Genomic DNA, 25,955 nt, shown 5'->3' on the forward strand with positions numbered 1-25,955 from the left:
ACTGCAAGTATAATTTCGATACGAACAATCCGGAATTTTTGGTCGGGGGGACCTATATACCGCGGTAGGACCAGCTGGTGGGTATGCTACCACCTATCGCGAGAAACTTCGTCGCGGGCGAGACACAGGGGGCGGCGATGGACCACGTCGACGACCTGAACGACCGGGGCGTCGGGGGGATACTGAACCTGCTGGGCGAACACTACGACGACCGGGCGGATGCGGACGCGGACACCCAGGCCTACGTCGACCTCGTGACCGCGCTGGCGGACCGCGATACCCGGTCGTGTATCTCGGTCAAACCCAGCCAGATCGGTCTCGACATCGGCGAGGACGTCTTCCGGGAGAACCTCGCGCGAATCGTCGAGGCCGCCGACTGTCTGGTCTGGATCGACATGGAAGACCACACGACGACCGACGTCACCCTCGACGCCTTCGAGCACCACGCCCGGGAGACCGACGGCAACGTGGGCGTCTGCGTCCAGGCCAACCTCAAGCGCACGCGCGAGGACCTCGAGCGACTGGCCGACCTCCCGGGGAAGGTCCGGCTGGTCAAGGGCGCCTACGACGAACCGAAGGAGATCGCCTACAAGAAGAAGGCAGAGGTCGACGAGGCGTACCGGGAGTACCTCGAGTACATGTTCGAGCACTTCGAGGACGGCATCGCCGTCGGGAGCCACGACCCCGAGATGATCTCGCTGGCCGCCGACCTCCACGCCGAGTACGGCACCCCCTACGAGGTCCAGATGCTCATGGGCGTGCGCGAGGACGAACAGACCCGTCTCGCCCCCGACGTCGACGTCTACCAGTACATCCCCTACGGCGAGAAGTGGTTCTCGTATTTCTACCGCCGCGTCAGAGAGCGCAAGTCCAACGCCCTGTTCGCGCTGCGGGCCGTCGTCGGTATTTAGGGGTCAAGGAGTTTCGCCTCGGCCTTCCGCAGGTGTTCTAACAGCGTGGTCTTCGAGACGTCCAGGTCGGCCGCCAGTTCGCGGGTCGACGTCGCGCGCGGCCACTCGTAGTAACCCGACTCCCGGGCGTGCTCGAAGACGTCGCGCTGGGCCGCGGTGAGCGAATCGAGACGGCCCTCGCGGGCCGACAACGGCGAGTCCGATGTGGTTATCGACGCCACGTCCACGTCGGCACCGGCGGCCGATTCGACGTCGTCGAGTGCCGGTTCGATACGCGAGCGCTCGCCGGCGAAACAGACCTGCCACTCCTCGCGGCCGTCCTCGATGCGGACGGGAGCGCTGTGGACGAACCCGTGTTCGAGCAGCGTCGGACAGACCATGTCCGCGGGGTCGTACTCGAGGAAGAACTCGCGGACGACGTTGCCGGGGGCGTTGCGCTGGCGGCCGAACCGCTCTTGTAGCTCCTGGAGCTCCCCGGCCCGACTGGACTCGCTGATGGTCTGGAGCAGTCTGTCGACTTCGTCTTCGGAGTCCCCGAAGGCCGTGAACAGCCCGTTGACCGACGAGACCCCCGCCTCGCTCGTCGCCGGCGAGTTGTAGACGGCGTGGGCCAGGACGCCGCCGCCTACCTGTTCGGTCGCCTCGATGGCCCAGCAGTTCGGATGCCACAGGTCCAGTGTGAGCCGGGTTCCCGATACCGGAATGTCGACACTCATAGGTTCTGTATCCCTTAGACGCGTTTGTACGTGACGGTTTCACAAACCCCGGCCGACCATGGTCGGGTGGGATCCAGCCACCCGCCTCGGCCACCTGTCGTCGCTCCGACCCGTCCATGGTCGGACGGGGCTATTGGCTACCTGGCGTGATATGTCGACGCAATGGGAGCGACACATCAACACTACATCGACGGTGAATGGACGGACGGAACCGGTTCGGACTCGTTTTCGAGCGAGAACCCGGCGACTGGGGAGCCCCTCGGCGAGTTCCCCCGTGGGACGCCCGAGGACGTAGAGCGCGCAGTCGCGGCCGCCGAGGACGCCTACGACGACTGGCGCGCGCTCTCTCGCATCGACCGCGCGGAGTACCTCTGGAACGTCTTCCACGCCCTGAAGACAAACGTCGACGAGTACGCCGAAATCGTCACCCGCGAGTGCGGGAAGGAGATCAGCGAGGGGCGGGCCGACGTCGTCGAGGCCGCCCACATGGTCGAGTGGGCCGCGGGCGACGCCCGCCATCCCAGCGGCGACGTCGTCCCCTCGGAGGTCGCGGCGAAAGACGCCTACATGCGCCGCAAGCCCCGCGGCGTCGTCGGCTGTATCACGCCCTGGAACTTCCCCATCGCCATCCCCTACTGGCACATGGCCGTCGCGCTGGTCGAGGGTAACACCGTGGTGTTCAAGCCCGCCGAGCAGACGCCCAAGTGCGCCGACGTCATCGCCCAGCTGTTCGTCGACGCCGGCCTGCCCGACGGCGTGTTCAACATGGTCCACGGCTTCGGCGACGCCGGCAACGCCATCGTCGAGTCCGACACCGTCGAGACGGTGCTGTTTACCGGCTCGGCGGAGGTCGGCCACAAGATCGCCGACGCGGTCGGCGGCGTCCCCGGCAAGCGGGCCGCCTGCGAGATGGGCGGGAAGAACGCCGTGGTCATCACCGAACACGCCGACATGGACATCGCGGTCCACTCGGCGGTGATGTCCTCGTTCAAGACGACCGGCCAGCGCTGTGTCTCCTCGGAGCGCCTCATCGTCCACACGGACGTCTACGAGGAGTTCAGGGAACGCTTCGTCGACGTCGCCTCGACGGTTGCCGTCGGCGACCCCCTCTCCGAGGACACGTTCATGGGCCCGCTCATCGAGGCCGACCACAGAGAGAAGGTCACCGGCTACGCCGACGTCGCCCGCAAGGAGGGCGTGAACGTCCTCGTCGACCGCACCGAACTCGACGCCGACGAGATCCCCGACGGCCACGAGGACGGCCACTGGGTCGGTCCCTTCGTCTACGAGGCCGACCCCGACGCCGACCTGCGCTGTACGCACGAGGAGGTCTTCGGCCCCCACGTCGCGCTCATGGAGTACGACGGCGACATCGAGCGGGCCGTCGAGATTCAAAACGACACCGACTACGGCCTGGCCGGCGCCATCGTCTCCGAAGACTACCGCCAGATCAACTACTACCGCGACCACGCCGAGCTTGGCCTGGCCTACGGCAACCTCCCGTGTATCGGCGCGGAGGTCCAGCTGCCCTTCGGCGGCGTCAAGAAGTCCGGCAACGGCTTCCCCTCGGCCCGCGAGATAATCGAGGCCGTCACCGACCGGACCGCGTGGACGCTCAACAACTCGACGGACATCCAGATGGCACAGGGCCTGTCGGCGGACATCGTCACGAGCGACGATGACTGATGCGACGCGGACCGCCGAACTGACCGAGCGCTGTCCGGCCTGTAGCGGCCCGCTGACCGGAACGCTCGGGCTGGTGCGCTGTGAGATTTGCTGCTGGAGCCCGCGACAGGGCGCCGACTGAGCGACCGCAGGCGACGTTTTCGCCGCACACGAACGACGAGTACCGCTCCGGTCGTCGCGTCTCCGACCACGCCGGACGCCATCGGAAAGAGCGCGACGGCGATGACCGCAACGAGGACGCCGACGCCCGTCTCGATGAGGCCGGTGTCCAGGGTCGCAGGGACGTAGGGCGCTATCTGCACGCCGGTGACCGTCGCGAGGACGGTCCAGACGACCACGTTCCACGGGGTCGACGCGGGGTCGATGCTGTGAGCGCCGGGGACGAGTTCGCCACCGAAGCCGTGGGCCAGCGAGGCGAGGACGGCTCCCAGCCCGACGACGATGTGATTACTGTCGATGTCGATGGCGACGTGGCCAGGGGGTCCCCGCCGCCCCGCTGTACACCTACGAGAATCCGGACTACGCGTCCGAGACGGCCGACGGACGACTCCGGGCAGCCGAGACGAGGTGGGGCCCGGTCACCGTCGAGAGCGCCGACGGGCGGCCATGGGGCGAGTCCCGACCCACACGCTCTTTGTGTTCGACTGGCAGGGCGACCACGGGCTGGGACCTTCTACGCCTGAGTCAAGTCCCCTCGACGAGGCGTTCGAGGTGTTCGGGCGGCACCGCGCCGCGGGCGGCGTGCCCGTCGTAGGCGAACGTGGGGACGCCCGTGACGCCCTCTCGCCGGGCGGCGTCGAACTGCTCGCGGACCTCGGCCCGGAGCGCGTCGTCGTCGAGCGCCGACCGCACCGCCCCGCCGTCGACGCCGGCCTCGGTCGCCAGGTCGACGAGCAGGTCCGTCGCCCCGATGTCCGCGCCGTCCTGCCACAGCGCGTCGAAGATGGCCCGGTCGAACGCCAGCCACGTCTCGTAGTCGTAGTACTCGGCGACGTAGTACGAGGCGACCTGCGCCGGCAGCGAGTCGACGTCGGTGGCGATGTCCAGCGTCATCTCCACGCCGTATCTGTCCTGGAGCTTTCGGACGTTCTGTTTGGCCTGCTCGTAGTAGTCCTCGCCCTTGCCGTCGTCGACGGAGTGGTCGATGGTGCCGTCGGGGTTGCGCTGCTGACTCCGCAGGTCGAACGGATGCCAGTCTATCTCGAGGGGTTCCTCACGCCGGTCCTGGTACTGACGCAGCGACTCGCGGCCGAGGTAACAGAATGGACAGACGTAGTCCGAGTACACCGTGATGGTCTCGTCCGACTCCTGTGTCATGGTGGCCCTACTCGCTCGAGGGTTAAGAGTCCGTCTCGGTCGTCCCGCCTCGCGACACGACGGGCGCGACGGATCGTCTCCTCCACGCCGTGTCACCGCTCGACCGAGTACGCGCCGATCGCCCGCACTCTCCGGGAACAGTTTGATATAGGGTGTGGGCGAACCCGGACTCGATGACCACGACGCACACGTCGGAGCCGCGCTCGCCAGGGAGGCCGATGGTGGCATGACGCAGTTCGACTCGGAGAGCACGGTCGACGAGATCGTCTCGGCTATCGCGGACACGTCCGAGAACGTCCGCGAGGGCCTCGTCGAGGACCGGACCGTCTCCGCGGAGACCAATCCCAGCGGCGAGACGCAGATGGCCGCCGACATCCGCGCCGACGAACTGTTCGAGGACGTCATCCTGTCCATCGACGGCGTCGGCACCTACGCCAGCGAGGAGCGCGCGGACCCGATCGAGCGCGACGACGGTGAGTACCACGTCGCGATGGACCCGCTCGACGGCTCCTCGAACCTGCGGTCGAACAACGCCATGGGCACCATCTTCGGCGTCTACACCGAGCGCCCGCCCGCGCTGGGGCGCGACCTCGTCGCCTCGGGCTTTGTCCTCTATGGCCCCATCACGACGATGATCGTCGCCCGGGACGGCGAGGTCACCGACTACCTCCTCGAGGGAGACGAGCCACAGGTGCTCGCCGAGGACGTGACCCTGCCCGACGACCCCAACATCTACGGCTTCGGCGGGGACGTCCCGAACTGGCCCGACGACTTCCTCGCGTTCGCCCGCGAGATAGAACAGGAGCTCAAACTCCGCTACGGGGGCGCGATGATAGCCGACATCAACCAGCTGCTCACCTACGGCGGCATCTTCGCGTACCCCGCGCTCGAGGGAAAGCCCGACAGCAAACTCCGCCTGCAGTTCGAGGGCAATCCCATCGCCCACGTCTTCGAGGCCGCGGGTGGGGCGTCCTCGACCGGCGACGGCTCGATACTCGACGCCGAGCCCGAGTCGCTCCACCAGTGTGCGCCGATGCACGTCGGCAACGTCGCCCTCATCGACCGACTCGAGGCGGCGCTCGACTGAGTCTCAGGGCTCGACCGCGTCCAGCACCCGGGTGGTCCGCTCGACGAGCGTCCCGGCGTCCGTCGCGAGCAGCGTCGCGCTCGCTTCGACGCCGAGTTCGCCCCGGTCGACGACGGCCACGGGCGTCTCCTCGCTCGCCTCGAACGCCTCGCCGACGCCCCACGCTGCCGTCTCGTCGGCCCCGACGTCCGGGGGTCGGTCTTCGGGGTCGTAGGCGGGCACCGACCCGGCCAGGTCGGCCAGCGCGTCCTCGACGGCGTCGTCGAGGCGGCAGTTGACCGCGAAGCGAAGCGCCGGGTCGTGCTCGCGGGCCGCGAGCAGGACGCGGGCGACGGTGGTCGACGCCCCGAAGCGGACGCCGCGGTTGGGTCGCACCCCCGAGAGCGTGCGGGTGATTCGCCCCTCGACAGCGGCCGTCTCGGCCGGCGTCTCCGCGTAGGGCGTCGCGCCGACGACGGTCATCCCCACCTCCGGGACCAGGCGGGAGACGTCGCGGTCGACGAGCGTCTCGACGGCGTGCTCGACGGCCTCGCTCGTCTCGTAGCGCGCGGCCTCGTTGCGCCTCTCGACCAGGTGGTGGACCGCGCCGGGCCCCTCGCCGACGTCGAGATTGTACCGGACCGCTCGCGAGAGCAGGTCGATGCCCGACGCCACGGCCGTCGACAGGTCGTCGCCGTGGGCCAGTCGGGTGGCGATGGCCGACGAGAGCGTACACCCGGACCCGTGGGTCGCCGCTGTGTCGACCCGGTCGTGGCGGAACGTCGTCACCGAGTCCGCGGTCACCAGCGTGTCCACGACTTCGTCGCCGGGGACGTGCCCGCCTTTGACGAGCGCAGCCTCGGCCCCCATCTCGACCAGGTCGTGGCCGGCCGCCTCGGCGGCGTCGGGGTCGTCGACGTCGCGACCGGTGAGTACCTCGGCCTCGTCGGCGTTGGGCGTGACGACCGCCGACTCGGCGACGAGGCGCTCGTAGGCGTCCTCGGCGTCCGGGTCGAGCAGTCGGTCCCCCGAAGCGGCGACCATCACCGGGTCGACGACGAGGTTCGGCAGGTCCCCGGCGTGTTCGACGACGAGGTCGACGACCTCCCCCGTCGCGAGCATCCCGGTCTTGACCGCCGCGAGGTCGAAGTCCTCGCGGACGGCCCGGATCTGTGCCTCGATGTCCTCGACGGGGAGCAGGTGCTGTCCCTGGACACCGGTGGTGTTCTGTGCGGTGACGCTCGTGATGGCGCTGGTGCCGAAGGCACCGCCGGCCTCGATGGTCTTGAGGTCGGCCTGGATGCCGGCACCGCCGCCCGAGTCGCTCCCGGCGACGGTCAAGACGACCGGCGGGGAGACTGGCGCGTCGGCTCGGTTCATGTCCGGCCACTCGGCCGGTGTCCCCAAAGCGGTGGTGGTCTCGGGACGTAACCACCGGCCGGCGGCCATCCTAGTATGCTAATAATACTTGAAACCAGACCCGAGAAAAGCTTATGTGCCTCAGTCCCACAAAACCGGTGTACGACAATGGAACCGGCATCGAACCAGGCCGACGAGGCGGACGAACGGTACGGCAGTTTCACGACCGGCGGCGGCGACGTCGTCGTCTACGACACGGACAACCCGGAAGCGTGGCTCCAGTCCGACTACGCGGTAGAGGTCGGGCCCTCGTCGGAACGAACAAGTGCTTGACATCCTCCCCGCGCTAAAGCGCGAGGATTCCACGAAGTGGAGTTTGAGGTTCCGTGTTTCCTCGGGGTTCAAAGACGCTTTCGCGTGACCCTTCAACGGTAGCCGTCCAATTATGACCGAGGACGTGCATTGCAACGGGTACAGCCCTGTCAACAGGGCCTTCCCATCCACACTTGGTGGACGCTTCAACGGGAATGCCGCATCCCTCCACGACAGGGTATTCAGCCTGTTGGGTACCGCCATTCGCGTCTCCATTACGAGGACGTGGCGGAATGGTTCTGGTTTTGTCACCCATCACGGTGGCTGGTCGAAGACCAGTGGACGGTGAAACCGTCGTACCGTGCGTGGGGAAGACCATCACCATAGAGTACGATCAAACACTAGATAAAATTGAGGGTTCCAAACTCTGACTGGCCATCGTCGGTGGTTTGTGTCATCGTCTGTCGGATTCATCCCCGCGCTGAAGCACGGGGCTTTCTCCTCGAACTTCCGTAAGCGGGTCCTTCTCCCGGCAACCCGACATCGCCACCGAGCGACGGCGCCGCCGGCCGACGGTCAGGCGCTTCAGTCCCGGGCCTCGAGCCTGCCCATGTACTCCTCGAAGGTACCCCAGAAGGGATCGACGCCGGGGTGGTCCATCGGGTCGCCGTCGACGACGAGGCCCGACCCCTCGGTGACCTCGCCCACCTCGGCAGCCGGGATGCCCTCGTCGTCGAGCGCGTCGAGCACGTCGTCGACACCCTCGGCCGGCACCGAGGCCAGCAGCGTTCCCTCGCTGATAGAGATCCACGGGTCGATGCCGAAGAAGTCACACGCCGCCTCGACCCCGGGCTGGACCGGGACGCGGTCGGTCGCCAGTTCGATGCCGACGCCGGCGGCCCGGGCCATCTCGTAGAGACCGCCGAAGATACCACACTCGGTGGCGTCGTGCATGGCCGTCACCGGGCCGGCAGCCGCCGCGACCAGGGCGTCGCGGACCGGGCTCATGTCGTAGAAGCGGTCTTTCGCGTCCTGGATCGTCCCCGGATCGAGTTCCCCGTCCATCAGGGGCTCGAACTGGATGGAGAGCAGGCCCGTGGCCTCGATGGCCGGGCCCTTCGTGACGACGACCCGGTCACCGACCTGTGCGCCGTCGGGGCGCACCAGCCGGTCGTAGTCGCCGACGGAGACGGCCGTCGCGCCGCCCACCATCGGGTAGTTACACCCAGCGTACCGCGCGGTGTGGCCGGTGACGACCGAGACGTCCAGCTTCCGGGCCTCCTCGTCGAACGTCTCCCAGACGGTGCTGAACTGCTCGTCGGTGATCTCCGGCGGGAGGTTGAAGTCGATGGAGAGGTGCGTCGGCGGCAGCCCGGAGACGGCCACGTCGCTCATCAGGACGTGGAACGCGAACCAGGCCGCCCGCTCGAACCCGAGCGAGGGCATCACGAACACGGGATCGGTCGCCATGGCGACGGCCTTCCCGTCGACGTCCACGACGCCGAAGTCGACGCCGTGTTGCGGCCCGAGCGTCACGTCGTCGCGGTCGGCGCCCAGGTGCGGGTAGATGTACTCGTCGAAGAACTCGCGGTCGACTTTGCCGAGGTCGGACATACCCGGTGATATCTTGCGGTGGTACTAATCAGTGGCTATCTGCCGGGGTTCCTAGCGTCGCCGTGCCAGCAGTGTCGCCAGCACGAGCGCGACAACCGCGAGTGCCGCGGTAAAGCCCGGTGCGCTCCCGCCGGTCGTCTCGCTCGCCGTGGTGGTGGTGGTCGACGTCGACGTCGACGCCGTCGTCGTCCGCGTCGGCGTCTCGGCGGGCGTGACCGTCACCCTGACCGCCCTGGCCCCGCCGGCCGAGAGCAGTACCTCGCCGGCTTCGGGCACCGTCACGCCCGTCGAGACCTCCGTCGTGTTCTCGGGCGGGAGGTAGACCTGGCGTTCCGCGACCGACTGGAAGTCCCTGGTGAACACGACCAGGATCTCGCCGGGTATCTCGGCTTCGTTGACCACCGAGGCGGTGACGACGACGATGTCGCCCTGGTCGGCCGCGCGCGTGTCGACCTCGACGTCGGTGACGCTGGCCCGCGCCGGCCGTTCGACGCGGACGGTCACGTTGTCGCCGTCGACGTTCATCTGGTACCGTCCCGGCGTGACGAACCGGTGGGAGAGGGGAACGAGCACCTCCTCCCCGGGCTCGATGCGCCCGCGCTGGCTCGCCACCTCGGTCCCGTTTATGTCGAGGGTGGCGTTGTACTGGCCCTCGGTCCCGCCCGCGTTGCTGACGACGGCCTCCAGCGTGAGCGTCTCGCCGGTCGCCAGCCGAATCGGCCCGCCTCCGTCGAGGTTCGTCTCGCGATACGGGCCGGTCACGTTGTACGTCGCCGGCTCGCCCGTCGACGGGAGGCCGTAGCCGATGCGGGCCGGCAGCTGCTCGAAGACGGCGGCGTGGCGGGACTGGTCCCACATCGTCACGTCCGTCCGCTGCTCGGTCAGGTCGGCGGCCGCCGCCCGGACCGACTCGTTGCCCGCACGCTCGACGGCCGCGAGGAACGCCGCCTGCGTGACCGCCTGGCCGCGGCCGTTCAGCAGGCGGAACGTGTCCTGGAGCGTCCGTTCGCTGTCGCTCGCCACGCGAACGCGCTCGTCGACCCGCCCCGCGACCAGCGCCCCGCGGTGGTAGTCGGGGTTTTGCTCCCAAGTGCTCGGATCGGTCAGGACGACGCTGTCGTACACCTCCCGCTCGCCCTCGCTCATGCGGGCCTCGAACGCTCCGAAGTCGATGCGGTCCTGTTCGAGCGTCAGCAGGGCGGCGTAGTACACCGCGCTCGCCTCGGTGAACCAGCGGCTCTCGGCCGTCGTCCGGAACCGCTGTCTCGAGTGGACGTACTCGTGTATCCAGACGTTCTCGGCGGTATCGAGGCGCTCGCCGTCCTGGACCCACATGTCGGCGTCGCCGGTCTGGAGACCGCGGACGGCCCACTCGATGTCGCCGGTCGGGGCCGCGACGACGAACACCGACGTGTCCCTGTCGCCGACCCGGAGCGCGTCGGAGGCGTTGGCGATCGAGTCCAGGATGGCCGTCCGGTTCTCCGCGAGCGACGACGCCGCGGGGACGACCAGGCGGACGGTCTGCCCGTGGGTGGTCCGGCTGACGCTCTCTTGCTCGCCGAGGTAGACCAGGTCGTCGCCGGCCGCACCCGCCCCCGCCGTCGTCACCCCGCGCTCGAAGCGCACCGGCTCGGTCCCGGTGTACTGCCACCGCGTGGGCGTCCGCGAGCGCTGGAACAGTGCCCACTCGCCGGCGTCGACGCTGATGTAGGTCCCCGAGTCCGCCTCGGGCCCCGTCGTCTCGAGGGTCTCGTTGGGGTTCATCCGGTACTCGATGGTCGCCTCCGGGGTCGTCCCGTCCCACTCGAAGGTGGACTCGTTGACCTGGTCGAACCCGTCGGCGTCGGCCACGGTCACGCTGGTGGGCACCTGCGTCTCGAGGCTGACCACCCGGTCGGGTATCTCGTAGGTCAGCGTCACCCGGACCTCGCCGGGGCGCGAGGGCGTCAGCGCGTACGTCTGGGTCTGCCGGATGCTGTCGCCGTCGGTGACCTGCGCTGCGCTCGCGCTGGTCGCGTACCGCGTCGGCTCCGCAGTCGTCCCGCCGGCAACTCCGACGAGTGGCGTGACCGCGGCGAGCACGACGAGGACGGTGAGTGTGGCCACCACTCCCCGGCGGGCCCCGTGCATACGCACTTTCTAACAGGGCCCCAATGAAATAACTGCCCCGTTATGCGGCCGTTTCGAGTCGCGCCTCGATGTCGTCGAAGACGTCGGCGACGCGCTCGCGGATCTCCTCGCGGATCTCCCGCACCGTCTCGGCGTCCTGCCCGTCCGGGTCGGCAAGCGCCCAGTCGCGGATCTCGACGTCGGCGTCGAGTTCCAGCGTCGAACACCCCATCGTCGCGACCAGGTCACACGCGTTGAGCTCCTCGTCGGTGACCGTCCGCGGGACGCGGTCCGAGAGGTCGATATCCAGCTCCCGCATGGTCTCGACCACCTCGCCGTGAACGTGGTCGGCGGGGTGGGTCCCGCCGGTGACGACCTCGACGCGGTCCTCGAGGCCGCGCTCGGCAACCTCTCGCTCGGCGAAGGCGGTCGACATCTGCGAGCGACCGGCGTTCTGTACACAGACGAAGGCGACGCGGAATGTCTCGGTCATGCTGTGTCCACGGAATCGCTCCGCGATAGGGAGGATTCGCCCACCGGATATATGTCGATTTCGGTGCCTTCAGACTTCAATACTACTATTTAGTGGTATATTCCGGTCCGGGGATCGGTCCCGCGTCCGCGTCGCTCCCGCAACCCTTACCCCGGGGACACGCACAGAAGTGGATATGACCGAGGCGACGGGCATCGTCGGGGAGTTCCTCACGCTCAAGGAGGGCACCGACGCGGACCTGCTGGCGATGCAGTGTGGCGACTTCTACGAGTTCTTCGGCGAGGACGCCGAGGTCGTCGCCGACGAACTCGATCTGAAGGTGAGCCAGAAGTCCTCCCACGGGTCCTCGTACCCGATGGCGGGCGTCCCCGTCGACGACCTCACGCCGTACGTCGCCGCGCTGGTCGAGCGGGGCTACCGCGTGGCCGTCGCCGACCAGCACGAGACTACCGACGGCCACGCTCGCGAGATAACCCGCGTGGTAACGCCCGGCACGCACCTGGAGACGGGCGACGCCGCCGCGCAGTACCTCGCGGCGGTCGTCCGCCACCGCGAGGGTGACATTGACACCTACGGACTGGCCGTCGCGGACGTGACGACCGGCCAGTTCCAGGTCACGCAACTCGACGGCGCCACCGCCGGCGAGGTGCTCTCGGAGCTGTACACGTTCGACCCCGCGGAGGTGCTCCCGGGGCCGGACCTGCGTGCCGACGACGACTTCCTCGAGAGCCTCCGCGAGCGGACCGACGCGGCGCTGACCCTGCACGCTACGGAGTCGTTCGCCCCCGGGCGAGCACGCCACCGGGTCCGCCAGCAGTTCGGCGCCGAGACGCTCGAGAGCGTCGGCATCGACGCCGACGACGCGGCTATCGCCGCCGCCGGGGCCGTCCTCTCGTACGTCGAGGAGACGGGCGTGGGGACGCTCGCGGCCGTCACGCGCCTGCAGGCCTACGGCGCCCGCGAGCACGTCGACCTGGACGCGACCACCCAGCGCAACCTCGAGCTCACCGAGACGATGCAGGGCGACAAGTCGGGGTCGCTGTTCGACACCATCGACCACACGGTGACCGCGGCCGGCCGGCGCCGCCTCCGGGAGTGGATTCAGCGGCCGCGGCGGGACCGCGGCGAGATTCGCCGCCGGCAGTCCTCGGTCGCCGCCTTCTCCCGGGCGGCGATGGCTCGCGAGGCCATCCGCGAGACCCTCTCTGACGCCTACGACCTGGAGCGACTGGGCGCCCGCGCCATCTCCGGGAGCGCCGACGCCCGCGACCTGCGGGCGGTCCAGGAGACGCTGGCGCTGCTGCCCGCGGTGGCCAGCGCCGTCGACGAGACCGAACGCCTCGCGGAGTCGCCGGTCGCCGACGCGCTCGCCGGCGCAGACCGCGAGGCCGCCGCCTCGCTCGCGGCGGAACTCGACGCGGCGCTCGTCGAGGACCCGCCCGGGACGGTCACGCAGGGCAGCCTCTTTCGCCGAGGCTACGACGACGAACTCGACGATCTAGTCGAGGAACACGAGGCCGCCCTGGAGTGGCTCGACACCCTCCCCGAGCGCGAGAAGTCGCGGACCGGCATCACGCACCTCTCGGTCGACCGGAACAAGACCGACGGCTACTACATCCAGGTCGGCAAGAGCGAGACCGACGCGGTCCCCGACGAGTACGAGGAGATCAAGACGCTGAAGAACTCGAAGCGCTACACCATCCCCGAACTCGACGAGCGCGAGCGGGACGTCCTCCGCCTGGAGGAACGGCGCCACGACCTCGAGTACGAGCTGTTCGAGGGGTTGCGCGACCGGGTCGCCGAGCGGGCGACGCTCTTACAGGACGTCGGCCGCGCGCTCGCCGAGGTGGACGCGCTGGCCTCGCTCGCGGTCCACGCCGTCGAGAACGACTGGACCCGCCCCGAGGTCCTCGAGGGGCGCGAACTCACCATCGAGGCGGGTCGTCACCCGGTCGTCGAACAGACCACCGAGTTCGTGCCCAACGACCTCGCGATGGACGACCAGCGCCAGTTCCTCGTCGTCACGGGGCCCAACATGAGCGGGAAGTCGACCTACATGCGCCAGACGGCGCTCATCACGCTGCTGGCGCAGGTCGGGAGTTTCGTCCCCGCGCGGTCGGCCCGCGTCGGCGTGGTCGACGGCATCTACACTCGCGTCGGCGCGCTGGACGAGCTCGCCCAGGGCCGCTCGACGTTCATGGTCGAGATGCAGGAACTCTCGAATATCCTCCACTCGGCGACCGACGAGTCGCTCGTCATCTTAGACGAGGTCGGCCGCGGGACCGCGACCTTCGACGGCATCTCCATCGCCTGGGCGGCCACCGAGTACCTGCACAACGAGGTGCGCGCGAAGACGCTCTTTGCCACGCACTACCACGAACTGACGACGCTGGCCGACCACCTCGAACGGGTCGAGAACGTCCACGTCGCGGCCGACGAGACGGACGGGGACGTCACCTTCCTCCGGACGGTCCGGGACGGCCCCACGGACCGCTCGTATGGCATCCACGTCGCGGACCTGGCGGGCGTCCCCGGGCCGGTCGTCGAGCGCTCCCGGGAGGTGCTGGACCGCCTCCGCGAGGAGAAGGCCATCGAAGCGAAGGGCAGCGGTGGCGGCGGGACCACGCAGGCCGTCTTCGACCTCTCCTCGGGGACGTTCGGCGGCGCCACGGAGTCGCCCACGAGCGCCGACGGCGGCTCGGCCCAGCAGGATCCGACGCTGGAAGACCGGTTCGGCCCCGGGGCCGAGGACGTCCTGCGGGCCCTCTCGGAGCTGGACGTCAACGAGACGCCGCCGGTCGAACTGCTGGCGACGGTCCAGGCCTGGCAGGAGGACCTAGCAGACGACTGACCCGGTCGCCGGCGCTCAGCGCCGGGTGTCGTCGCCCAGTGGGTCTCTCGTGGGTTCCTCCGTCGGTTCCTCGCCCGGGTTCGCTCCCCGGACGCGTTCCGGTTCCGCGTCGAACTCGGACTCCGGGGCCTCGTCGTCGAAGAACCCGAAGGTCTCGTCGTCGCGGGGCAGGTAGTCGTTCTCGAGCATCTCCGAGACCACCCGCCCGAGCGCGTCGAGTTCGAGCGCTATCTCGTCGGCGTCGCCGACGGCCAGGTCGCGCTCGACGGTCTCGGGCAGCGTCGGCGCCCGGTACCCCACCTCGTCGGTCGCGGGGTCCCAGTAGAAGTCGAACTCGTCGACCAGGTCGTGCTCGACGACGAGTTCGAAGTCGGCCGGCACCAGGCTGGTCTGGGCGGACCACTCCTCGAAGCCGTCGTGCCAGGCGCCCGCCTCGAGGATTTCGGCGATCTCCTCGCGGCGGTAGTCGTCCGCCTGTTCGTCGGTCGAGGCGCCGATGGCGTCGTACTCGCCCCGCGGTTGGGGGCCACGGAGTGCCGGCGGGTCCGGGACGGGAACGTCGAGTGACATACCCGAATCTTCGTCGGTCAGACGGAAATACGCACCGCTGGTCACTGTAGCAGCAATCGGTTCAGAGAGCCAGAACGCCCCCGGGCTGTTCACGATCTGTATCTCTCAACTACACACTACCGTCGTTGGGTCACCCCAGGCGCGCGAAGGCGAACTCCGTCGAGGTCCCGAGCGGGTCGTCGGCCACCTCGGTCCACACCTCGTCGAACCCGGCGTCGCGCAGCTGGTCCAGGGTGGCCTGCCGACCGGGTGCCGAGAAGAACATCGACCCGCCCATCCAGCCCCGCCGGACGGTCTCGAACCGGCCGCCGGGGAGCGACAGCAGGACGAGGCCGCCCGGGCGTAGCACGCGGGCGAACTCGCGGTAGACGGCGGGGTGGCGCTTGCGAGACACGTGGAACACGGCGTGGTACGCGGTGACGGCGTCGACGCTGTCGTCGGCGACCGGCAGGGCGGTCATCTCGCCCTGGACGAGTCGGGCCGCCTGGACCCGCTCGGTGGCCAGTTCGAGGCTCCGGCGGGAGACATCCAGGCCGACGGTGCCGGGCGGGAGGTTCGCCAGCGTCCGCGCGCCGTCCCCACACCCGACGTCGAGCACCGTCGGGGAGGCGGGGAGCATGGCCAGTAGGTCGTCGATGAGCGCCGCGTCCGAGCCGGTCGGGTCGCGTCGCTCGGCGTACGTCTCGGCGACGTCGTCCCACGCCCGCCGCACGTCGTCCGGGTCCATGGGCTCGCTACGGCGGACAGCGACAAGAATCCTCGCCGGTGCTCTCGCTCACTCCGGGACGAGGCACTGCTCGACGAGTTCGCTCTTTCGGTGGTGGACGTGGAGGTGGGCCCGGAGCTGGCCGGGGCCGTCGCAGTCCTGGCCACACAGCGGGCAGCCCGTCTCGAGGCGTAGACTCATAGGTTCCCTGACGCGACGGCGACGGGTGACGCCGCTGCCGGACTGTTCCGGTACGGACGAGACCTCAGAGCAGGCCCAGGTCCTTCGCCACGTGGTCGGTCAGCGCCTCGAGCACGTCGGGGTCGACCTCGGCGACGGCCTCGCCGCCGTGGAGCTGCTCGTTGTGCCGCCTGACGGCCCGTTCCACCTCGTCGAAGGCGACCTTCGTCCGGGTGTCACACTCGGGACAGACGACCGGAATCTCCGGGAGTTCGTCGTCGCTGGCCATACCCGTCACTCTCGGCGCGGGCGTGAAATACGGACCGATTCCGCCCGGCAGCTCACTCGAGCACCGACTTCGGCCGCTTCAGGTAGAACTCCTGGTCGGTGACGCGCTCGTAGACGTCGTAGAGCGTCTCGATGGCCGCCGCAGGCGGGTCGAACCGGACGTGCGGGGCGACGTGGTAGGCCTTGCAGCTGGTCAGGAAGAAATACAGCGTCCGGTGGTGGGCCGGCGTGGCGTCGACGACGCCCATCGACGCACCCCCGAGGTCCTCCGAGAAGTCGTTGAGCATCGTCGCGATGTCGTCGTGGAGCCGCTCGTCGGGCCGCTTGAGCGGGGTTCCGAAGGTCTGTTCGAGGAAGTCGCTGGTCGCCTGAACGAACGGGTTCGAGCCCATCCCGCTGGGATCGACGCCGGCGAACTGCTCGTAGAGGTCGAGCAGCGCCGTCAGCTCCGCCGCGGTGACGGCGACCGGTCGAACCGGGTCGCCCTGCGGGAGCGAGTAGTCCGGGAAGGTGTACGACGCGGGGTCCGGGACCTTCCCGAACACGTTCTCGAGTGACATGCCTCCGCGTTGGGTCGCGACCCGTCTAACTGTTGTGCCGGGTCGTGGAGTACCGGGGCGACGGAGACGGTCAGGACCGGCGTTCGTCGAGGTCGGCGAGCAGGTTCAACCCGTAGACGACGTGGAGGATCGAACTCGCCTCGCCAGGCTCGTAGACCAGGTCGTCGTGGGCCCGGACGTGGTCGAGGACGGCCTGCGAGGCGTGTTCCGGGGCCGCGGCGATGCCGGCGTCGGCCCCGGCCACCCACTCCATCACGCGCAGGTCGCTCTTGCTGTCGCCCATCACGATGCCGAAGGGGTCCTCGATGCCCAGCACGTCGAAGGCTTCCTGGACCCCGGTTGCCTTGTCCAGTTCCAGACTGACCAGCTCGACGGCGTCGGCCTCGTAGTAGCCCAGGTCGATACGCTCGAAGACCGCCAGCACGGACTCGGGGGCACCGCCGAGCTCCGCGTCGGTCGACGCGCCGGCGTCGGCGAACACGCGGGCCAGTTCCGGGTCGCTCGCGAAGTACGTCCGGGCGAGCGCCGCGGGGTCGTCGACCGGCTCGTCGACTGCCTCGACCACTGCCTCGCCGACGAGCGCACAGAGGTGACAGACCGCCGCGTCGATGACCGCCGCGGCGGCCTCGCTCCCTACCTCGGCGTTGGGCTTGAGCGTGACGTTGAACTCGTTGCCCTGGAGGTGACAGCCGCGGCGAATCGAGTCGGGTGCCTCCGAGAGGACCCGCCCGCGCACCGTCTCGAAGACGCTGCCGATCTCGGGATCGAGGCGCTCGTAGAGCAACCGCTTCGTGTCGGGGCCGTGGCCCGGCGTGAAGACGGCGTTGCCCGTCTCGTAGACGATGCTCACGTCCCCCGAGGAGACGACTTCGTTGCCCAGACCCTGTATCATGAACCCCTTGACGTTCTCTAAGGTCTGGCCGGTGACGACGACGATGGGGACGCCCCGCTCGTGGAACTCCGTCAGGAGGTGGAGCGTGCTCCGGGGGATCTCGTTGTCCGTGTCGCCGGCCGACCGCAGCGTCTCGTCGACGTCGAGCACGAGGACGTTCACCGGCCGGTCGTACTTCGAGTAGAGGTCCAGCGCGGTGAACGCCTCCTCGCGGGTCAGGCGCGCGGCGAGCTCGGCGTAGGTCTCTCCGGTCGTCGGGAACTCCTCGGCGATGGCCGCCTTGCGCTCGTCGAGTTCAGCCCGCACGGCGTCCCACTGGTCGAGGGCGACCGTCGACCGCAACGGGGGAAAGAGGTCCACGAACTCCTGGTAGGCCCGCAGCGTCTCGGTGTCGGTCGTCCGGTAGAGGTGATAGAGCTGGTCGTATTTCTCCATTGACTCTCGATGGTCGGTGTGTCGACGCCGGCGCACTTCACTGTAGGGCCCGGACGGTGACGGAAAAAACGGGCGTCCTGCCGGCCGGTCGCCGGCTCAACCGCTCTCGTCGCCGCCGTCGGTCAGTACTTCGACCTCGTCGTCCTCGTTTGCCTCGTTGAGGAACGATGGCAGGTCGTCGTCGGCCGTCTCGCTGTCGTCCATTCTCTCCTGGTCGCGGTTCCACGGTGGTATCCGTCCTCTGTCGTGGCACATGGGACTCCACCGTGTACAGCTGAGGACTGTTCCATGTTAACACTTTGCTCGCACACGGGACACGCTCAAGTCGCCCCGGCCGCTATCACCGACGACATGCGGGGGACGTCATGACCGACATCCGGCAACTCGACGACCAGACCGTAGAGCGCATCGCCGCCGGCGAGGTGGTCGAGCGGCCGGCCTCGGTCGTCAAGGAACTGGTCGAGAACGCCATCGACGCGGACGCGTCCCGCGTCTCGGTGGCCGTCGAGGCCGGCGGCACCGAGGGCATCCGCGTCAGCGACGACGGGGTCGGGATGGACCGCGAGGCGGTCACGCGCGCCGTCGAGAAACACACCACCTCGAAGATACGCGACATCGCGGACCTGGAGGGTGGCGTCGGCACGCTGGGCTTCCGTGGCGAGGCGCTCCACGCCATCGGCGCCGTCTCCCGGCTCACCGTCACCACCCGGCCCCGCGGGGGCGACGTCGGCACCGAACTCGTCCTCGAGGGCGGCGAGGTAACCTCGGTCGGGCCGGCAGGGTGTCCCGAGGGGACGACCATCGAGGTCGCGGACCTCTTCTACAACGTCCCCGCCCGACGGAAGTATCTCAAGCAGGCCTCGACGGAGTTCGCCCACGTCAACACCGTCGTCACGTCCTACGCGCTGGCCAACCCCGACGTCGCGGTGTCGCTGTCCCACGACGGCCGCGAGACGTTCGCGACGACCGGCCAGGGCGACCTGCGCGAGACGGTGCTGTCGGTGTACGGCCGGGAGGTTGCCACCGCTATGATTCCGCTCGAAACTGACGACCTCCCCGACGGCCCGCTGGACGGCGTCTCCGGCCTGGTCTCCCATCCCGAGACGAACCGCGCCGGCCGGGAGTACCTCACGACGTACGTCAATGGCCGGTACGTCCGCGCCGGCACCGTCCGCGACGCGGTAATCGACGCCTACGGGACCCAGATCGCCCCCGACCGCTACCCCTTCGCCGTCGTCTTCCTCGACGTGCCCGCCGGGGATGTCGACGTCAACGTCCACCCCCGGAAGATGGAGGTCCGGTTCGCCGACGACGAGGGCCTGCGCCGGCAGGTCCGGACCGCCGTCGAGGACGCCCTGCTCCGGGAGGGACTGCTTCGCTCGTCGGCACCGCGGGGCCGCTCGGCGCCGGAACAGACCGAGATCAGCCCGGACCGGTCGGGGAGCGACGACCTCGATGACGCCTCGGCTTCGGGTCGAACGACGGACGACCCGGTACCCGGTGACGAGACTGACGCCGCCGGAAACACGGGCAACACCACCAGTGAGGCGAGTGGCGCCACCGACGACAGCACCGGTCCCAGTTCTGCCTGGAGTGGTAGCACCACGGAGAGGAGTGAGACGGCCCGTGCGACCACTGATGCCGGTGACACGACCGACACGGCGACCGAACCGGACGAGTCGCCCGACGCTCGCGAGCAGTCCGCGTCCCGGAAGTTCTCCGGCGGCCACGACCAGGAGCGCCTGGGCGAGGCTCCCGAGACGACCCACGACTCGCTCCCGTCGATGCGCATCCTCGGTCAGTTACACGACACGTACGTCGTCGCCGAGACGGACGACGGCCTCCTGCTGGTCGACCAGCACGCCGCCGACGAGCGGGTCAACTACGAGCGGCTCCAACGCCAGTTCGAGGGCGAGACGACGACCCAGGCGCTGGCCGACCCGGTCGAACTGGAACTGACCGCCCGCGAGGCCGCCGTCTTCGAGGGCCGGGCCGACGCGCTGGCCAGCCTTGGCTTTCACACCGCCCGCACCGGCGAGCGGACCGTCGAGGTGCGGACGGTGCCGGGTGTCGTCGCGGACGCCGCCGGGCCCGACCTGGTCCGGGACGTCCTCGGCCAGTTCGTCTCGGGCGACGACGAGGCGGCCGCGACGGTCGAACAGGCAGCCGACGAGCTGCTGGGTGACCTGGCGTGCTATCCGTCGGTGACCGGCAACACGTCGCTCACCGAGGGCTCGGTACGCGACCTGCTCGCGGCGCTCGACGACTGCGAGAACCCCTACGCCTGTCCCCACGGCCGGCCGACCGTCATCGAGGTGAACCGGATCGAACTCGAGGACCGCTTCGAGCGGGACTATCCGGGCCACGGCGGCCGCCGCTCCTAGCCGGTTGAACTAAGCCCCAGTCTCTCGATGGGGGGATATGACACTCGTCACGGTCGGCGAGACGGCCCTCCGCTTCTCGCCACCGGCCGGTCACAGATTCGAAACCGCCGACGAGGTGACCCTCCACACGGACGGGATGGCCAGCACCGCCGCCGCCACCGCCCACCGCCTCGGTGGCGACGCCGTCTGGGTCTCGAAGCTCCCCGACTCGCCGCTCGGGCGCCGCGTCGTCGCCGAACTCCACGAACACGGGCTGGAGACGGACGTCGTCTGGGCCGACCCGGCGGGCGGCCGTCAGGGCCTGTCCTTCCACGAGGACGCCGCGCCCCCGCGGGAGACCCGCCTCCTCCAGGACCGGCACGGCGCCGCCATGGCGACGCTCACACCCGGCGAGCTCCCGATGGACCGCCTCCGGGCCGCCGACGCGCTGTTCGTCGCCGGGTCGATGGCCGCGCTGTCAGAGACGGCCGCCGACACGGCGGGCGCCTTGCTGCGGGCCATGCCGGGAACGACGGCGCTGGACCTGGACTTTCACCCCGGACTGTGGACCACAGAACGGGCCTTCGAGACGCTGTCCGGCCTCTTCGACGCCGTCGACGTCCTCTTTGCGGGCGAGAGCCAGGCCGAGGCCCTGTTCGATACGAACGGCCGCCCGCGCGAGATGGCCCACGCCATCGCCGCGGACTACGGCTTCGAGACGGTGGTCCTGACGCGAAACGAGTACGGTGCCGTCGCCTTCCACGACAACGTCATCCACGAACGGGACGCTGTCGAGACGGAGCCGGTCGACGACACCGGCCAGCACGCTGCCTTCGTGGGCGCCGTCCTCGAACGCCTCGTCGCGGACGTCCCGCTCGACGAGGCCCTGTCCCACGGCGTCGCGGCCGCCGCGCTCACGCGGACGATGCCGGGGGCGCTGACGCCGATAGAGCCCACCGAGGTGGAGCGACTCGTCGCGGCCCAGTCCGACGACCGCCCCTGACCCCCAGGCCCCGCTGTCTCTCACCCCGGTAATACGACCATACTGTTAAAGGCTCCCGCGAGAAGTGTCCGTATATGCTCAAGAATCGGAGTCGAGCCGCGACACTGCTCGTCCTCTTTCTGGTCGTGGCCGGCAGTACGGTGGTGCTGTCGGGGGCCGCGACGGCACAGTCACAGGTGACGCTTACGGTCACCGTCGTCGATCAGGACGGCGACCCGCTGAGCAACATGGACATCTCGGCGCGGTGGGACGGCGGCGGCCCGGTCAACGAGACGACCAGTGCCAACGGCCAGGCGCTCGTCGACGTCCCCGAGGGCGCTGACGTCCGGATATCCGTCCACGACGACGAGTACGTCCGCAACGTCCCGCTGACCGTCGAGGACGCCTCGACCCGCAGCGTCGACGTCGACGTCTCGCCCGCGGCCACCGCGACGGTGTCCGTCGTCGGGACCGACGACAGCCCCGTCGAGGACGCCCACGTCCGGCTGTACACCGACGGGAACTACGTGACCGACCAGCGCACCGGCAGCGACGGGACGGTCACCACCGCGCCTATCGAGGAGGGAACCTACACCGTCATCGCGACCAAGGCGGGGTACTTCCGGAACACGACCCGCTCCACCTTCGTCGGCGAGAACGAGACGTCGCTCACGCTGACCGAGGGGTCGGTCCTCGTCACGTTCTCAGTGGTCGACGACCACTTCGACCCGGCCGAACCGATGCGCGGGGCACGGATACGCGTCGGCGACGTGGGCTCCATCCAGACCCTCTCGGACGGCGGGGCGACGATCTCGGTACCGGTCAACGACCGCTACGACGTCCGGATCACCAAGGACGGCTACCAGACATACGAACAGCGTCTCGCCATCCAGGAGTCCGAGACGACGGTCAACGTTTCCATCTCGCGGACGCCCCGCATCGACCTGACGTCGGCCAACGAACGCGTGGTGGTCGACGAGTCGGTCCGCCTGATGGTCACCGACGAGTACGGTGAGGCGGTGCCCAACGCGACGGTCCGCCGGGGCGAGGAGGTGGTCGGCACTACCGACGCGGACGGCGAGATAACCGCCACCGTCCCGACGGCCGGGAACGTGACCTTCTCCGCCGAGAACGGGTCGCTGACGGCGACCGTCACCGTCGAGGGTGTCCAGTCCGGCGGCGGGACGGAGTCGCCGACCGAGACGGCCACACCGACGGCCACCGACCAGCCCACGACGGACTCGACGGGCATAGCGGGCCCCGGATTCACCCCCGTCGCCGCGCTGGTCGCAGTGGCCCTCGCGGCGGCCTTCCTGGCACGGCGCCGCTAACGGGACGCTTTTCCCCGCGAAGGCCCCACCGGTGTACAATGACCGTTCTCGAGGCTGTCCACGAGGCTCACAACGCGACGTTCCGCGAGGTGGGGGGTCGGCGCGTCGTCGACAACTACGGCCGCCCCGAGCGGACCCACCGCGCAGTTCGGAACGTCGTCGGCGTCTGCGAGTTCGGCTACGGCGTCGTCGTCGTCACTGGCGAGGACCGGGTCGAGTACGTCGACAACGCCGTCTCGAACCGCGTCCCCGACGCCGACGGACAGGGGACCTACGCGCTCTTGCTCGACCCACAGGGCCGGGTCGAGACCGACATGTACGTCTACAACGCCGGCGAGCGTCTACTGGTCTTCACCCCGCCACAGACGGCCGAGTCCCTGGCCGAGGCGTGGGCCGAGAAGACGTTCATCCAGGACGTCGCGTTCGAGGTCGCGACCGACGACTTCGCCACCTTCGGCGTCCACGGGCCGAAGTCAACCGAGAAGATCGCGAGCGTGCTCCACCAGGCGGCCTCGCCCGAGGCGCCGCTCACGTTCGACCGGGGCGAACTGGGCGACGCGGGCGTGACCGTCGTCCGGACCGACAACCTCGCCGGCGAGGAGAGCTACGACGTCATCTGTCGCGCCGACGACGCCGAGCGGGTGTTCGACACGCTCGTCAACCGCGGGCTCAACGCCGTCCCGTTCGGGTACACGACCTGGGAGACGCTGACGCTGGAGGCGGGGACGCCGCTGTTCGACACCGAGATCGAGGGGGCCCTCCCGAACGACCTGGGCCTGCGCAACGCGCTTGACTTCGAGAAGGGGTGTTACGTCGGCCAGGAAGTCGTCTCCCGGGTCGAGAACCGCGGGCACCCGAGCACGCGACTCGCCGGCCTGGCCGTCGAGGCCCTGCCCGAACCGGGCGCGGCCGTCTTCGCCGGCGACGAGCACGTCGGCGAGGTGACTCGCGCCGTCGACAGTCCGATGCGCGCGGCCCCCATCGCCATGGCGACCCTGGACTGGGATTTGCCCGCGGACGCGCTGACCGTCCGCGTCGACGACGACCCGGTCGGGGCCCAGCGGGTGTCCCTGCCCTTCGTCGAGGGCTCTGCGACGTCGGCGCGACTGCCGACCTACGAGTAACCCGCGTCGTCGGCCGCCAGGTCCGACTCGCCCAGATAGTACTCGACGGCGACCAGCGCCGTGTACGCCGAGAACGCCGCGAGACTCATCCCGCCGAACTGCGTGACTGCGGTCAACGCCGGTCGCACGTTCCCGTACTGGAGCGGTGCGAGGATGAGCCACACGCCGACGGCCGTCGCCATGACGCCCGCGGCGAGGCGGGGGCGGCCGCGGCCGCGAATCGTCAGGAGGTTCTTGGCGGCGAAGACGGCACCCACCACCGCCGAGAGCGTCACGCTCCCGCGGATGCCCGGGTTCGCACCGAGCGCGAGTGGTCCGACGAACGCGACGACACACCCCAGCAGGGCGACCACTGCCGATGCCGTAGTGAAGCGAGCGGCTTCCATACGGCAGAGAGTCGCCGGCGCCCCGTAAATAGGTTGTACCTGGTTCGACCGCCGTCGATCACTCGACGAGCGGCAGCACGATGCCGAAGACGAGCGGCGAGAACAGCGCGAGGAGGATGCCGAACCCTTCCATGTCGGTCAACAGCATGTCGCCCCAGGCCGGCAGCGGGCCGACGAGGGCGGGCCCGGAGGCCTCGCCGAGCACGCCGAGCGCGAAGAGGCCGACGCCGAGCAGGAAGCCGCGTTTGGCGAGCGTCGCGTGGTCCATCTGACGCGTGTGTCCCATACCAGTCGTCTCTCACGGGGGGCGACACGTGTGTTTCGGTTTCAGAAAGGCCTATAGTCGAAAGCGGCGTTGGCGTGAGTGATGAACGCTATCGTCACCGAACTGGCCGACCTGCTGCTCTCGCTCGTCGCCGCCGGCCTGCTGACCGTCGTGGGGGCGCTGACCGAGAGCGCGGGCCTCGCGAACCTGCTTGCGGGCCAGTCGATGCTCGGCCTGTGGGAGCTGTGGATGGGCGCCATCGCGCTCTACGCCGGCGTCTACCTGCTCGGCTACAAGCGAATCGTGGCGCGGGTCACATCCCCGTCGAACTGACCACCCTCAGGGCCGCGTGAGCAGCGCCCGCAGCTGCTCGCGCGAGAACAGCGTCGTCGGCCGGTCCATGTGGACCCCGATTTCCCCCTCGAAGGCGCGCATGCCGAGTTTCTGGACCGGTTCGGGCATCGAGTAGCCGGCGCGAACGGCATGCCCCAGGCGAATCTCCGAGCGGAGGTCCGCCCGCCACGCCCGCTCGTAGTCGCCCAGCGTCCCCGGGTCGTCGGGGTCGATCTCGCGGGCCGCGTGGTCCGCCGCGGTCATGCCATAGAGGATGCCGCCGCCGGTGAACGGTTTGGTCTGGGCGGCGGCGTCCCCGACGAGGAACGACCGGCGGCCGGTGACTCGCCTGGGCGGGCCGACGGGGATGAGGCCCGAGCAGCGGTGGTCCGTCTCGACGCCGTAGCCCGCACAGAACGCCTCGAAACGACCGCGGGCGTCGTCGCCCGGCGGCACGGCGAGGCCGTACTCGACGCCCGCCTCGCCGCGCGGGATGCGCCAGGCGAAAAAGCGCGGGACGGTGAGGTGGACGTCGACGAAGTCGCCGTCGTCGACCTCGTCGGTGAACCCGAGCACGCCGTGGAGCAGTTCGCCGGGGTCGGGCATGTCCAGTTCCCGCCGGACGCGGCTCTTGGGACCGTCACAGCCGGCGACCAGCTTCGCCCGGTGGGTCTCGACGCCGTCCGGGCCGCGAACCTTGACGCGGACGCCGTCGCGGTCCTCGCTGACCCCGACGACGGTGTGGCCTTCGCGGACGTCCGCGCCGGCTTCCCGCGCCAGGTCCGCCAGGTGGCGGTCCAGGCCGACGCGGTCGATGACGTTCGAGATGACCTCGTCCCGGTAGAACGGGTGGTCGGCGCTGCCCGGTCCGCCGGTGTGGAACCGCGCGCCCGAGATCGCGTTCTGGAACAGCTCGTCGCGGGCGTCCTCGGTGTACTCCCAGATGTCGGTGCTGACGTGGCCCGAACAGGCCAGCGGCTCGCCCACCGTCCCCTGTTCGAAGACGAGCACGTCGAGCCCTCGCTGGGCGGCCCGGCGGGCGTAGCGCGACCCGGCCGGTCCGGCCCCGACCACGACGACGTCGTGCATACCTCCGGTGTGGGTGT

26 protein-coding genes and 1 pseudogene are annotated in these 25,955 nt (G+C 69.4%); 11 read left to right on the plus strand and 16 right to left on the minus strand.

All coding sequences use genetic code 11. The features are described from left to right. Positions 1–83: 83 nt before the first annotated feature. On the plus strand, positions 84–911 hold the full coding sequence (locus tag P1K88_RS05465) for a proline dehydrogenase family protein (protein WP_276413169.1): 828 nt from the start codon (positions 84–86) through the stop codon (positions 909–911). On the opposite strand, the gene P1K88_RS05470 is transcribed toward P1K88_RS05465, so the two are convergent. Beyond that, positions 908–1,627, minus strand: a complete 720-nt coding sequence (locus P1K88_RS05470; RefSeq protein WP_276413171.1) for a helix-turn-helix domain-containing protein — start codon at positions 1,625–1,627, stop codon at positions 908–910. The two genes, P1K88_RS05465 and P1K88_RS05470, sit on opposite strands and share 4 nt — an antisense overlap. 162 nt (positions 1,628–1,789) lie before the next feature. Between P1K88_RS05470 and P1K88_RS05475 the strand changes: the two genes are divergently transcribed. Then, a complete protein-coding gene (locus tag P1K88_RS05475) occupies positions 1,790–3,313 on the plus strand; it encodes an aldehyde dehydrogenase family protein (RefSeq protein ID WP_276413173.1) in 1,524 nt (507 codons plus the stop codon). Next, the gene (locus P1K88_RS05480; protein WP_276413174.1) at positions 3,306–3,434 is read left to right on the plus strand and encodes a hypothetical protein; all 129 of its coding nucleotides are present in this window, start codon (positions 3,306–3,308) and stop codon (positions 3,432–3,434) included. The genes P1K88_RS05475 and P1K88_RS05480 overlap by 8 nt, the downstream gene beginning before the upstream one ends. 64 nt (positions 3,435–3,498) lie before the next feature. On the opposite strand, the pseudogene P1K88_RS18415 reads toward P1K88_RS05480, so the two are convergent. Together P1K88_RS18415 and P1K88_RS05485 are read right to left on the minus strand one after the other, a co-directional pair. Next, positions 3,499–3,771, minus strand: a pseudogene (locus tag P1K88_RS18415) (sulfite exporter TauE/SafE family protein); the annotation flags it as partial. Positions 3,772–3,997: 226 nt separating this feature from the next. Continuing rightward, positions 3,998–4,630 (minus strand): DsbA family oxidoreductase, encoded by a 633-nt coding sequence (locus P1K88_RS05485; protein WP_276413176.1) that lies wholly within the window; start codon positions 4,628–4,630, stop codon positions 3,998–4,000. 226 nt (positions 4,631–4,856) lie between these two features. Between P1K88_RS05485 and P1K88_RS05490 the strand changes: the two genes are divergently transcribed. After that, positions 4,857–5,717, plus strand: coding sequence for a class 1 fructose-bisphosphatase (locus tag P1K88_RS05490; protein ID WP_276413177.1), 861 nt, complete (start codon positions 4,857–4,859; stop codon positions 5,715–5,717). 3 nt (positions 5,718–5,720) lie between these two features. Here the strand turns inward: P1K88_RS05490 and thiD are convergent, their stop codons facing one another. Continuing rightward, positions 5,721–7,076 carry a bifunctional hydroxymethylpyrimidine kinase/phosphomethylpyrimidine kinase gene (thiD, locus tag P1K88_RS05495; RefSeq protein WP_276413179.1) on the minus strand — a complete coding sequence of 452 codons (1,356 nt, stop codon included), beginning with the start codon at positions 7,074–7,076 and terminating at the stop codon, positions 5,721–5,723. 147 nt (positions 7,077–7,223) lie between these two features. Here thiD and P1K88_RS05500 point away from each other — a divergent pair, with 147 nt between their 5' ends. Beyond that, entirely contained in the window at positions 7,224–7,388 is a 165-nt protein-coding gene (locus P1K88_RS05500; RefSeq protein ID WP_276276413.1) for a DUF7331 family protein, read from the plus strand. A gap of 564 nt (positions 7,389–7,952) precedes the next feature. On the opposite strand, the gene P1K88_RS05505 is transcribed toward P1K88_RS05500, so the two are convergent. Genes P1K88_RS05505 through P1K88_RS05515 form a run of 3 tightly spaced genes read right to left on the minus strand, consistent with a single transcriptional unit; the run spans position 7,953 to position 11,583 of the window. Then, entirely contained in the window at positions 7,953–8,981 is a 1,029-nt protein-coding gene (locus tag P1K88_RS05505; protein ID WP_276413182.1) for an AIR synthase family protein, read from the minus strand. A gap of 51 nt (positions 8,982–9,032) precedes the next feature. Next, positions 9,033–11,111 carry a PGF-CTERM sorting domain-containing protein gene (locus tag P1K88_RS05510; protein WP_276413183.1) on the minus strand — a complete coding sequence of 693 codons (2,079 nt, stop codon included), beginning with the start codon at positions 11,109–11,111 and terminating at the stop codon, positions 9,033–9,035. Positions 11,112–11,151: 40 nt separating this feature from the next. Then, complete coding sequence (locus tag P1K88_RS05515) at positions 11,152–11,583, minus strand: arsenate-mycothiol transferase ArsC (protein ID WP_276413185.1); 432 nt, start codon at positions 11,581–11,583, stop codon at positions 11,152–11,154. Between the two features lie 175 nt (positions 11,584–11,758). Between P1K88_RS05515 and mutS the strand changes: the two genes are divergently transcribed. After that, positions 11,759–14,434, plus strand: coding sequence for a DNA mismatch repair protein MutS (gene mutS, locus P1K88_RS05520; protein WP_276413186.1), 2,676 nt, complete (start codon positions 11,759–11,761; stop codon positions 14,432–14,434). Between the two features lie 15 nt (positions 14,435–14,449). On the opposite strand, the gene P1K88_RS05525 is transcribed toward mutS, so the two are convergent. The 6 genes from P1K88_RS05525 to P1K88_RS05550 all read right to left on the minus strand — a co-directional run bounded on the left by P1K88_RS05525 (position 14,450) and on the right by P1K88_RS05550 (position 18,065). Further along, positions 14,450–15,004 (minus strand): DUF7992 family protein, encoded by a 555-nt coding sequence (locus P1K88_RS05525; protein ID WP_276413188.1) that lies wholly within the window; start codon positions 15,002–15,004, stop codon positions 14,450–14,452. 130 nt (positions 15,005–15,134) lie between these two features. Beyond that, positions 15,135–15,731 carry a class I SAM-dependent methyltransferase gene (locus P1K88_RS05530; RefSeq protein WP_276413190.1) on the minus strand — a complete coding sequence of 199 codons (597 nt, stop codon included), beginning with the start codon at positions 15,729–15,731 and terminating at the stop codon, positions 15,135–15,137. 48 nt (positions 15,732–15,779) lie between these two features. Next, positions 15,780–15,911, minus strand: coding sequence for a hypothetical protein (locus tag P1K88_RS05535; protein ID WP_276413191.1), 132 nt, complete (start codon positions 15,909–15,911; stop codon positions 15,780–15,782). A gap of 64 nt (positions 15,912–15,975) precedes the next feature. Next, positions 15,976–16,179, minus strand: a complete 204-nt coding sequence (locus P1K88_RS05540) for a DUF8149 family protein (RefSeq protein ID WP_276413192.1) — start codon at positions 16,177–16,179, stop codon at positions 15,976–15,978. Between the two features lie 52 nt (positions 16,180–16,231). Continuing rightward, positions 16,232–16,738, minus strand: coding sequence for a hypothetical protein (locus tag P1K88_RS05545; RefSeq protein WP_276413193.1), 507 nt, complete (start codon positions 16,736–16,738; stop codon positions 16,232–16,234). Positions 16,739–16,808: 70 nt separating this feature from the next. After that, positions 16,809–18,065 (minus strand): HAD family hydrolase, encoded by a 1,257-nt coding sequence (locus tag P1K88_RS05550; RefSeq protein WP_276413195.1) that lies wholly within the window; start codon positions 18,063–18,065, stop codon positions 16,809–16,811. A 365-nt stretch (positions 18,066–18,430) separates the two neighbouring features. On the opposite strand from P1K88_RS05550, the gene mutL reads away from it, so the two are divergent. The 4 genes from mutL (at position 18,431) to ygfZ (ending at position 23,865) form a co-directional block, all read left to right on the plus strand. Further along, positions 18,431–20,449, plus strand: a complete 2,019-nt coding sequence (gene mutL / locus P1K88_RS05555) for a DNA mismatch repair endonuclease MutL (RefSeq protein WP_276413197.1) — start codon at positions 18,431–18,433, stop codon at positions 20,447–20,449. Between the two features lie 37 nt (positions 20,450–20,486). Next, positions 20,487–21,431: a sugar kinase gene (locus P1K88_RS05560; RefSeq protein ID WP_276413199.1), complete on the plus strand. Its 945-nt coding sequence runs from the start codon at positions 20,487–20,489 to the stop codon at positions 21,429–21,431. A gap of 74 nt (positions 21,432–21,505) precedes the next feature. Then, positions 21,506–22,741: a PGF-CTERM sorting domain-containing protein gene (locus tag P1K88_RS05565; RefSeq protein ID WP_276413201.1), complete on the plus strand. Its 1,236-nt coding sequence runs from the start codon at positions 21,506–21,508 to the stop codon at positions 22,739–22,741. A 38-nt stretch (positions 22,742–22,779) separates the two neighbouring features. Further along, entirely contained in the window at positions 22,780–23,865 is a 1,086-nt protein-coding gene (gene ygfZ, locus P1K88_RS05570; RefSeq protein WP_276413203.1) for a CAF17-like 4Fe-4S cluster assembly/insertion protein YgfZ, read from the plus strand. On the opposite strand, the gene P1K88_RS05575 is transcribed toward ygfZ, so the two are convergent. After that, entirely contained in the window at positions 23,856–24,251 is a 396-nt protein-coding gene (locus tag P1K88_RS05575) for a hypothetical protein (RefSeq protein ID WP_276413205.1), read from the minus strand. The genes ygfZ and P1K88_RS05575 overlap by 10 nt on opposite strands. A 58-nt stretch (positions 24,252–24,309) precedes the next feature. Continuing rightward, on the minus strand, positions 24,310–24,537 hold the full coding sequence (locus tag P1K88_RS05580; protein ID WP_276413207.1) for a DUF7860 family protein: 228 nt from the start codon (positions 24,535–24,537) through the stop codon (positions 24,310–24,312). Positions 24,538–24,618: 81 nt separating this feature from the next. On the opposite strand from P1K88_RS05580, the gene P1K88_RS05585 reads away from it, so the two are divergent. Further along, positions 24,619–24,849 carry a DUF8151 family protein gene (locus P1K88_RS05585; protein WP_276413209.1) on the plus strand — a complete coding sequence of 77 codons (231 nt, stop codon included), beginning with the start codon at positions 24,619–24,621 and terminating at the stop codon, positions 24,847–24,849. A gap of 6 nt (positions 24,850–24,855) precedes the next feature. Here the strand turns inward: P1K88_RS05585 and P1K88_RS05590 are convergent, their stop codons facing one another. Beyond that, positions 24,856–25,938 carry a geranylgeranyl reductase family protein gene (locus tag P1K88_RS05590; RefSeq protein WP_276413211.1) on the minus strand — a complete coding sequence of 361 codons (1,083 nt, stop codon included), beginning with the start codon at positions 25,936–25,938 and terminating at the stop codon, positions 24,856–24,858. Between the last annotated feature and the right edge of the window lie 17 nt (positions 25,939–25,955).

Source organism: Haloarcula halobia (assembly GCF_029338255.1).
GTDB classification, from domain to species: domain Archaea; phylum Halobacteriota; class Halobacteria; order Halobacteriales; family Haloarculaceae; genus Haloarcula; species Haloarcula halobia.

What these genes read in the sequence shown, in the direction of transcription:
- P1K88_RS05470 (WP_276413171.1), bottom strand. Translation starts at nt 1,627, where the DNA reads ATGAGTGTCGACATTCCGGTATCGGGAACCCGGCTCACACTGGACCTG.
- P1K88_RS05465 (WP_276413169.1), top strand. Translation starts at nt 84, where the DNA reads ATGCTACCACCTATCGCGAGAAACTTCGTCGCGGGCGAGACACAGGGG.
- P1K88_RS05590 (WP_276413211.1), bottom strand. Translation starts at nt 25,938, where the DNA reads ATGCACGACGTCGTCGTGGTCGGGGCCGGACCGGCCGGGTCGCGCTAC.
- P1K88_RS05575 (WP_276413205.1), bottom strand. Translation starts at nt 24,251, where the DNA reads ATGGAAGCCGCTCGCTTCACTACGGCATCGGCAGTGGTCGCCCTGCTG.
- P1K88_RS05485 (WP_276413176.1), bottom strand. Translation starts at nt 4,630, where the DNA reads ATGACACAGGAGTCGGACGAGACCATCACGGTGTACTCGGACTACGTC.
- P1K88_RS05550 (WP_276413195.1), bottom strand. Translation starts at nt 18,065, where the DNA reads ATGGAGAAATACGACCAGCTCTATCACCTCTACCGGACGACCGACACC.
- mutL (WP_276413197.1), top strand. Translation starts at nt 18,431, where the DNA reads ATGACCGACATCCGGCAACTCGACGACCAGACCGTAGAGCGCATCGCC.
- ygfZ (WP_276413203.1), top strand. Translation starts at nt 22,780, where the DNA reads ATGACCGTTCTCGAGGCTGTCCACGAGGCTCACAACGCGACGTTCCGC.
- P1K88_RS05565 (WP_276413201.1), top strand. Translation starts at nt 21,506, where the DNA reads ATGCTCAAGAATCGGAGTCGAGCCGCGACACTGCTCGTCCTCTTTCTG.
- P1K88_RS05505 (WP_276413182.1), bottom strand. Translation starts at nt 8,981, where the DNA reads ATGTCCGACCTCGGCAAAGTCGACCGCGAGTTCTTCGACGAGTACATC.
- P1K88_RS05540 (WP_276413192.1), bottom strand. Translation starts at nt 16,179, where the DNA reads ATGGCCAGCGACGACGAACTCCCGGAGATTCCGGTCGTCTGTCCCGAG.
- P1K88_RS05475 (WP_276413173.1), top strand. Translation starts at nt 1,790, where the DNA reads ATGGGAGCGACACATCAACACTACATCGACGGTGAATGGACGGACGGA.
- mutS (WP_276413186.1), top strand. Translation starts at nt 11,759, where the DNA reads ATGACCGAGGCGACGGGCATCGTCGGGGAGTTCCTCACGCTCAAGGAG.
- P1K88_RS05585 (WP_276413209.1), top strand. Translation starts at nt 24,619, where the DNA reads ATGAACGCTATCGTCACCGAACTGGCCGACCTGCTGCTCTCGCTCGTC.
- P1K88_RS05535 (WP_276413191.1), bottom strand. Translation starts at nt 15,911, where the DNA reads ATGAGTCTACGCCTCGAGACGGGCTGCCCGCTGTGTGGCCAGGACTGC.
- P1K88_RS05480 (WP_276413174.1), top strand. Translation starts at nt 3,306, where the DNA reads ATGACTGATGCGACGCGGACCGCCGAACTGACCGAGCGCTGTCCGGCC.
- P1K88_RS05580 (WP_276413207.1), bottom strand. Translation starts at nt 24,537, where the DNA reads ATGGGACACACGCGTCAGATGGACCACGCGACGCTCGCCAAACGCGGC.
- P1K88_RS05490 (WP_276413177.1), top strand. Translation starts at nt 4,857, where the DNA reads ATGACGCAGTTCGACTCGGAGAGCACGGTCGACGAGATCGTCTCGGCT.
- P1K88_RS05510 (WP_276413183.1), bottom strand. Translation starts at nt 11,111, where the DNA reads ATGCACGGGGCCCGCCGGGGAGTGGTGGCCACACTCACCGTCCTCGTC.
- P1K88_RS05530 (WP_276413190.1), bottom strand. Translation starts at nt 15,731, where the DNA reads ATGGACCCGGACGACGTGCGGCGGGCGTGGGACGACGTCGCCGAGACG.
- P1K88_RS05560 (WP_276413199.1), top strand. Translation starts at nt 20,487, where the DNA reads ATGACACTCGTCACGGTCGGCGAGACGGCCCTCCGCTTCTCGCCACCG.
- P1K88_RS05500 (WP_276276413.1), top strand. Translation starts at nt 7,224, where the DNA reads ATGGAACCGGCATCGAACCAGGCCGACGAGGCGGACGAACGGTACGGC.
- thiD (WP_276413179.1), bottom strand. Translation starts at nt 7,076, where the DNA reads ATGAACCGAGCCGACGCGCCAGTCTCCCCGCCGGTCGTCTTGACCGTC.
- P1K88_RS05515 (WP_276413185.1), bottom strand. Translation starts at nt 11,583, where the DNA reads ATGACCGAGACATTCCGCGTCGCCTTCGTCTGTGTACAGAACGCCGGT.
- P1K88_RS05545 (WP_276413193.1), bottom strand. Translation starts at nt 16,738, where the DNA reads ATGTCACTCGAGAACGTGTTCGGGAAGGTCCCGGACCCCGCGTCGTAC.
- P1K88_RS05525 (WP_276413188.1), bottom strand. Translation starts at nt 15,004, where the DNA reads ATGTCACTCGACGTTCCCGTCCCGGACCCGCCGGCACTCCGTGGCCCC.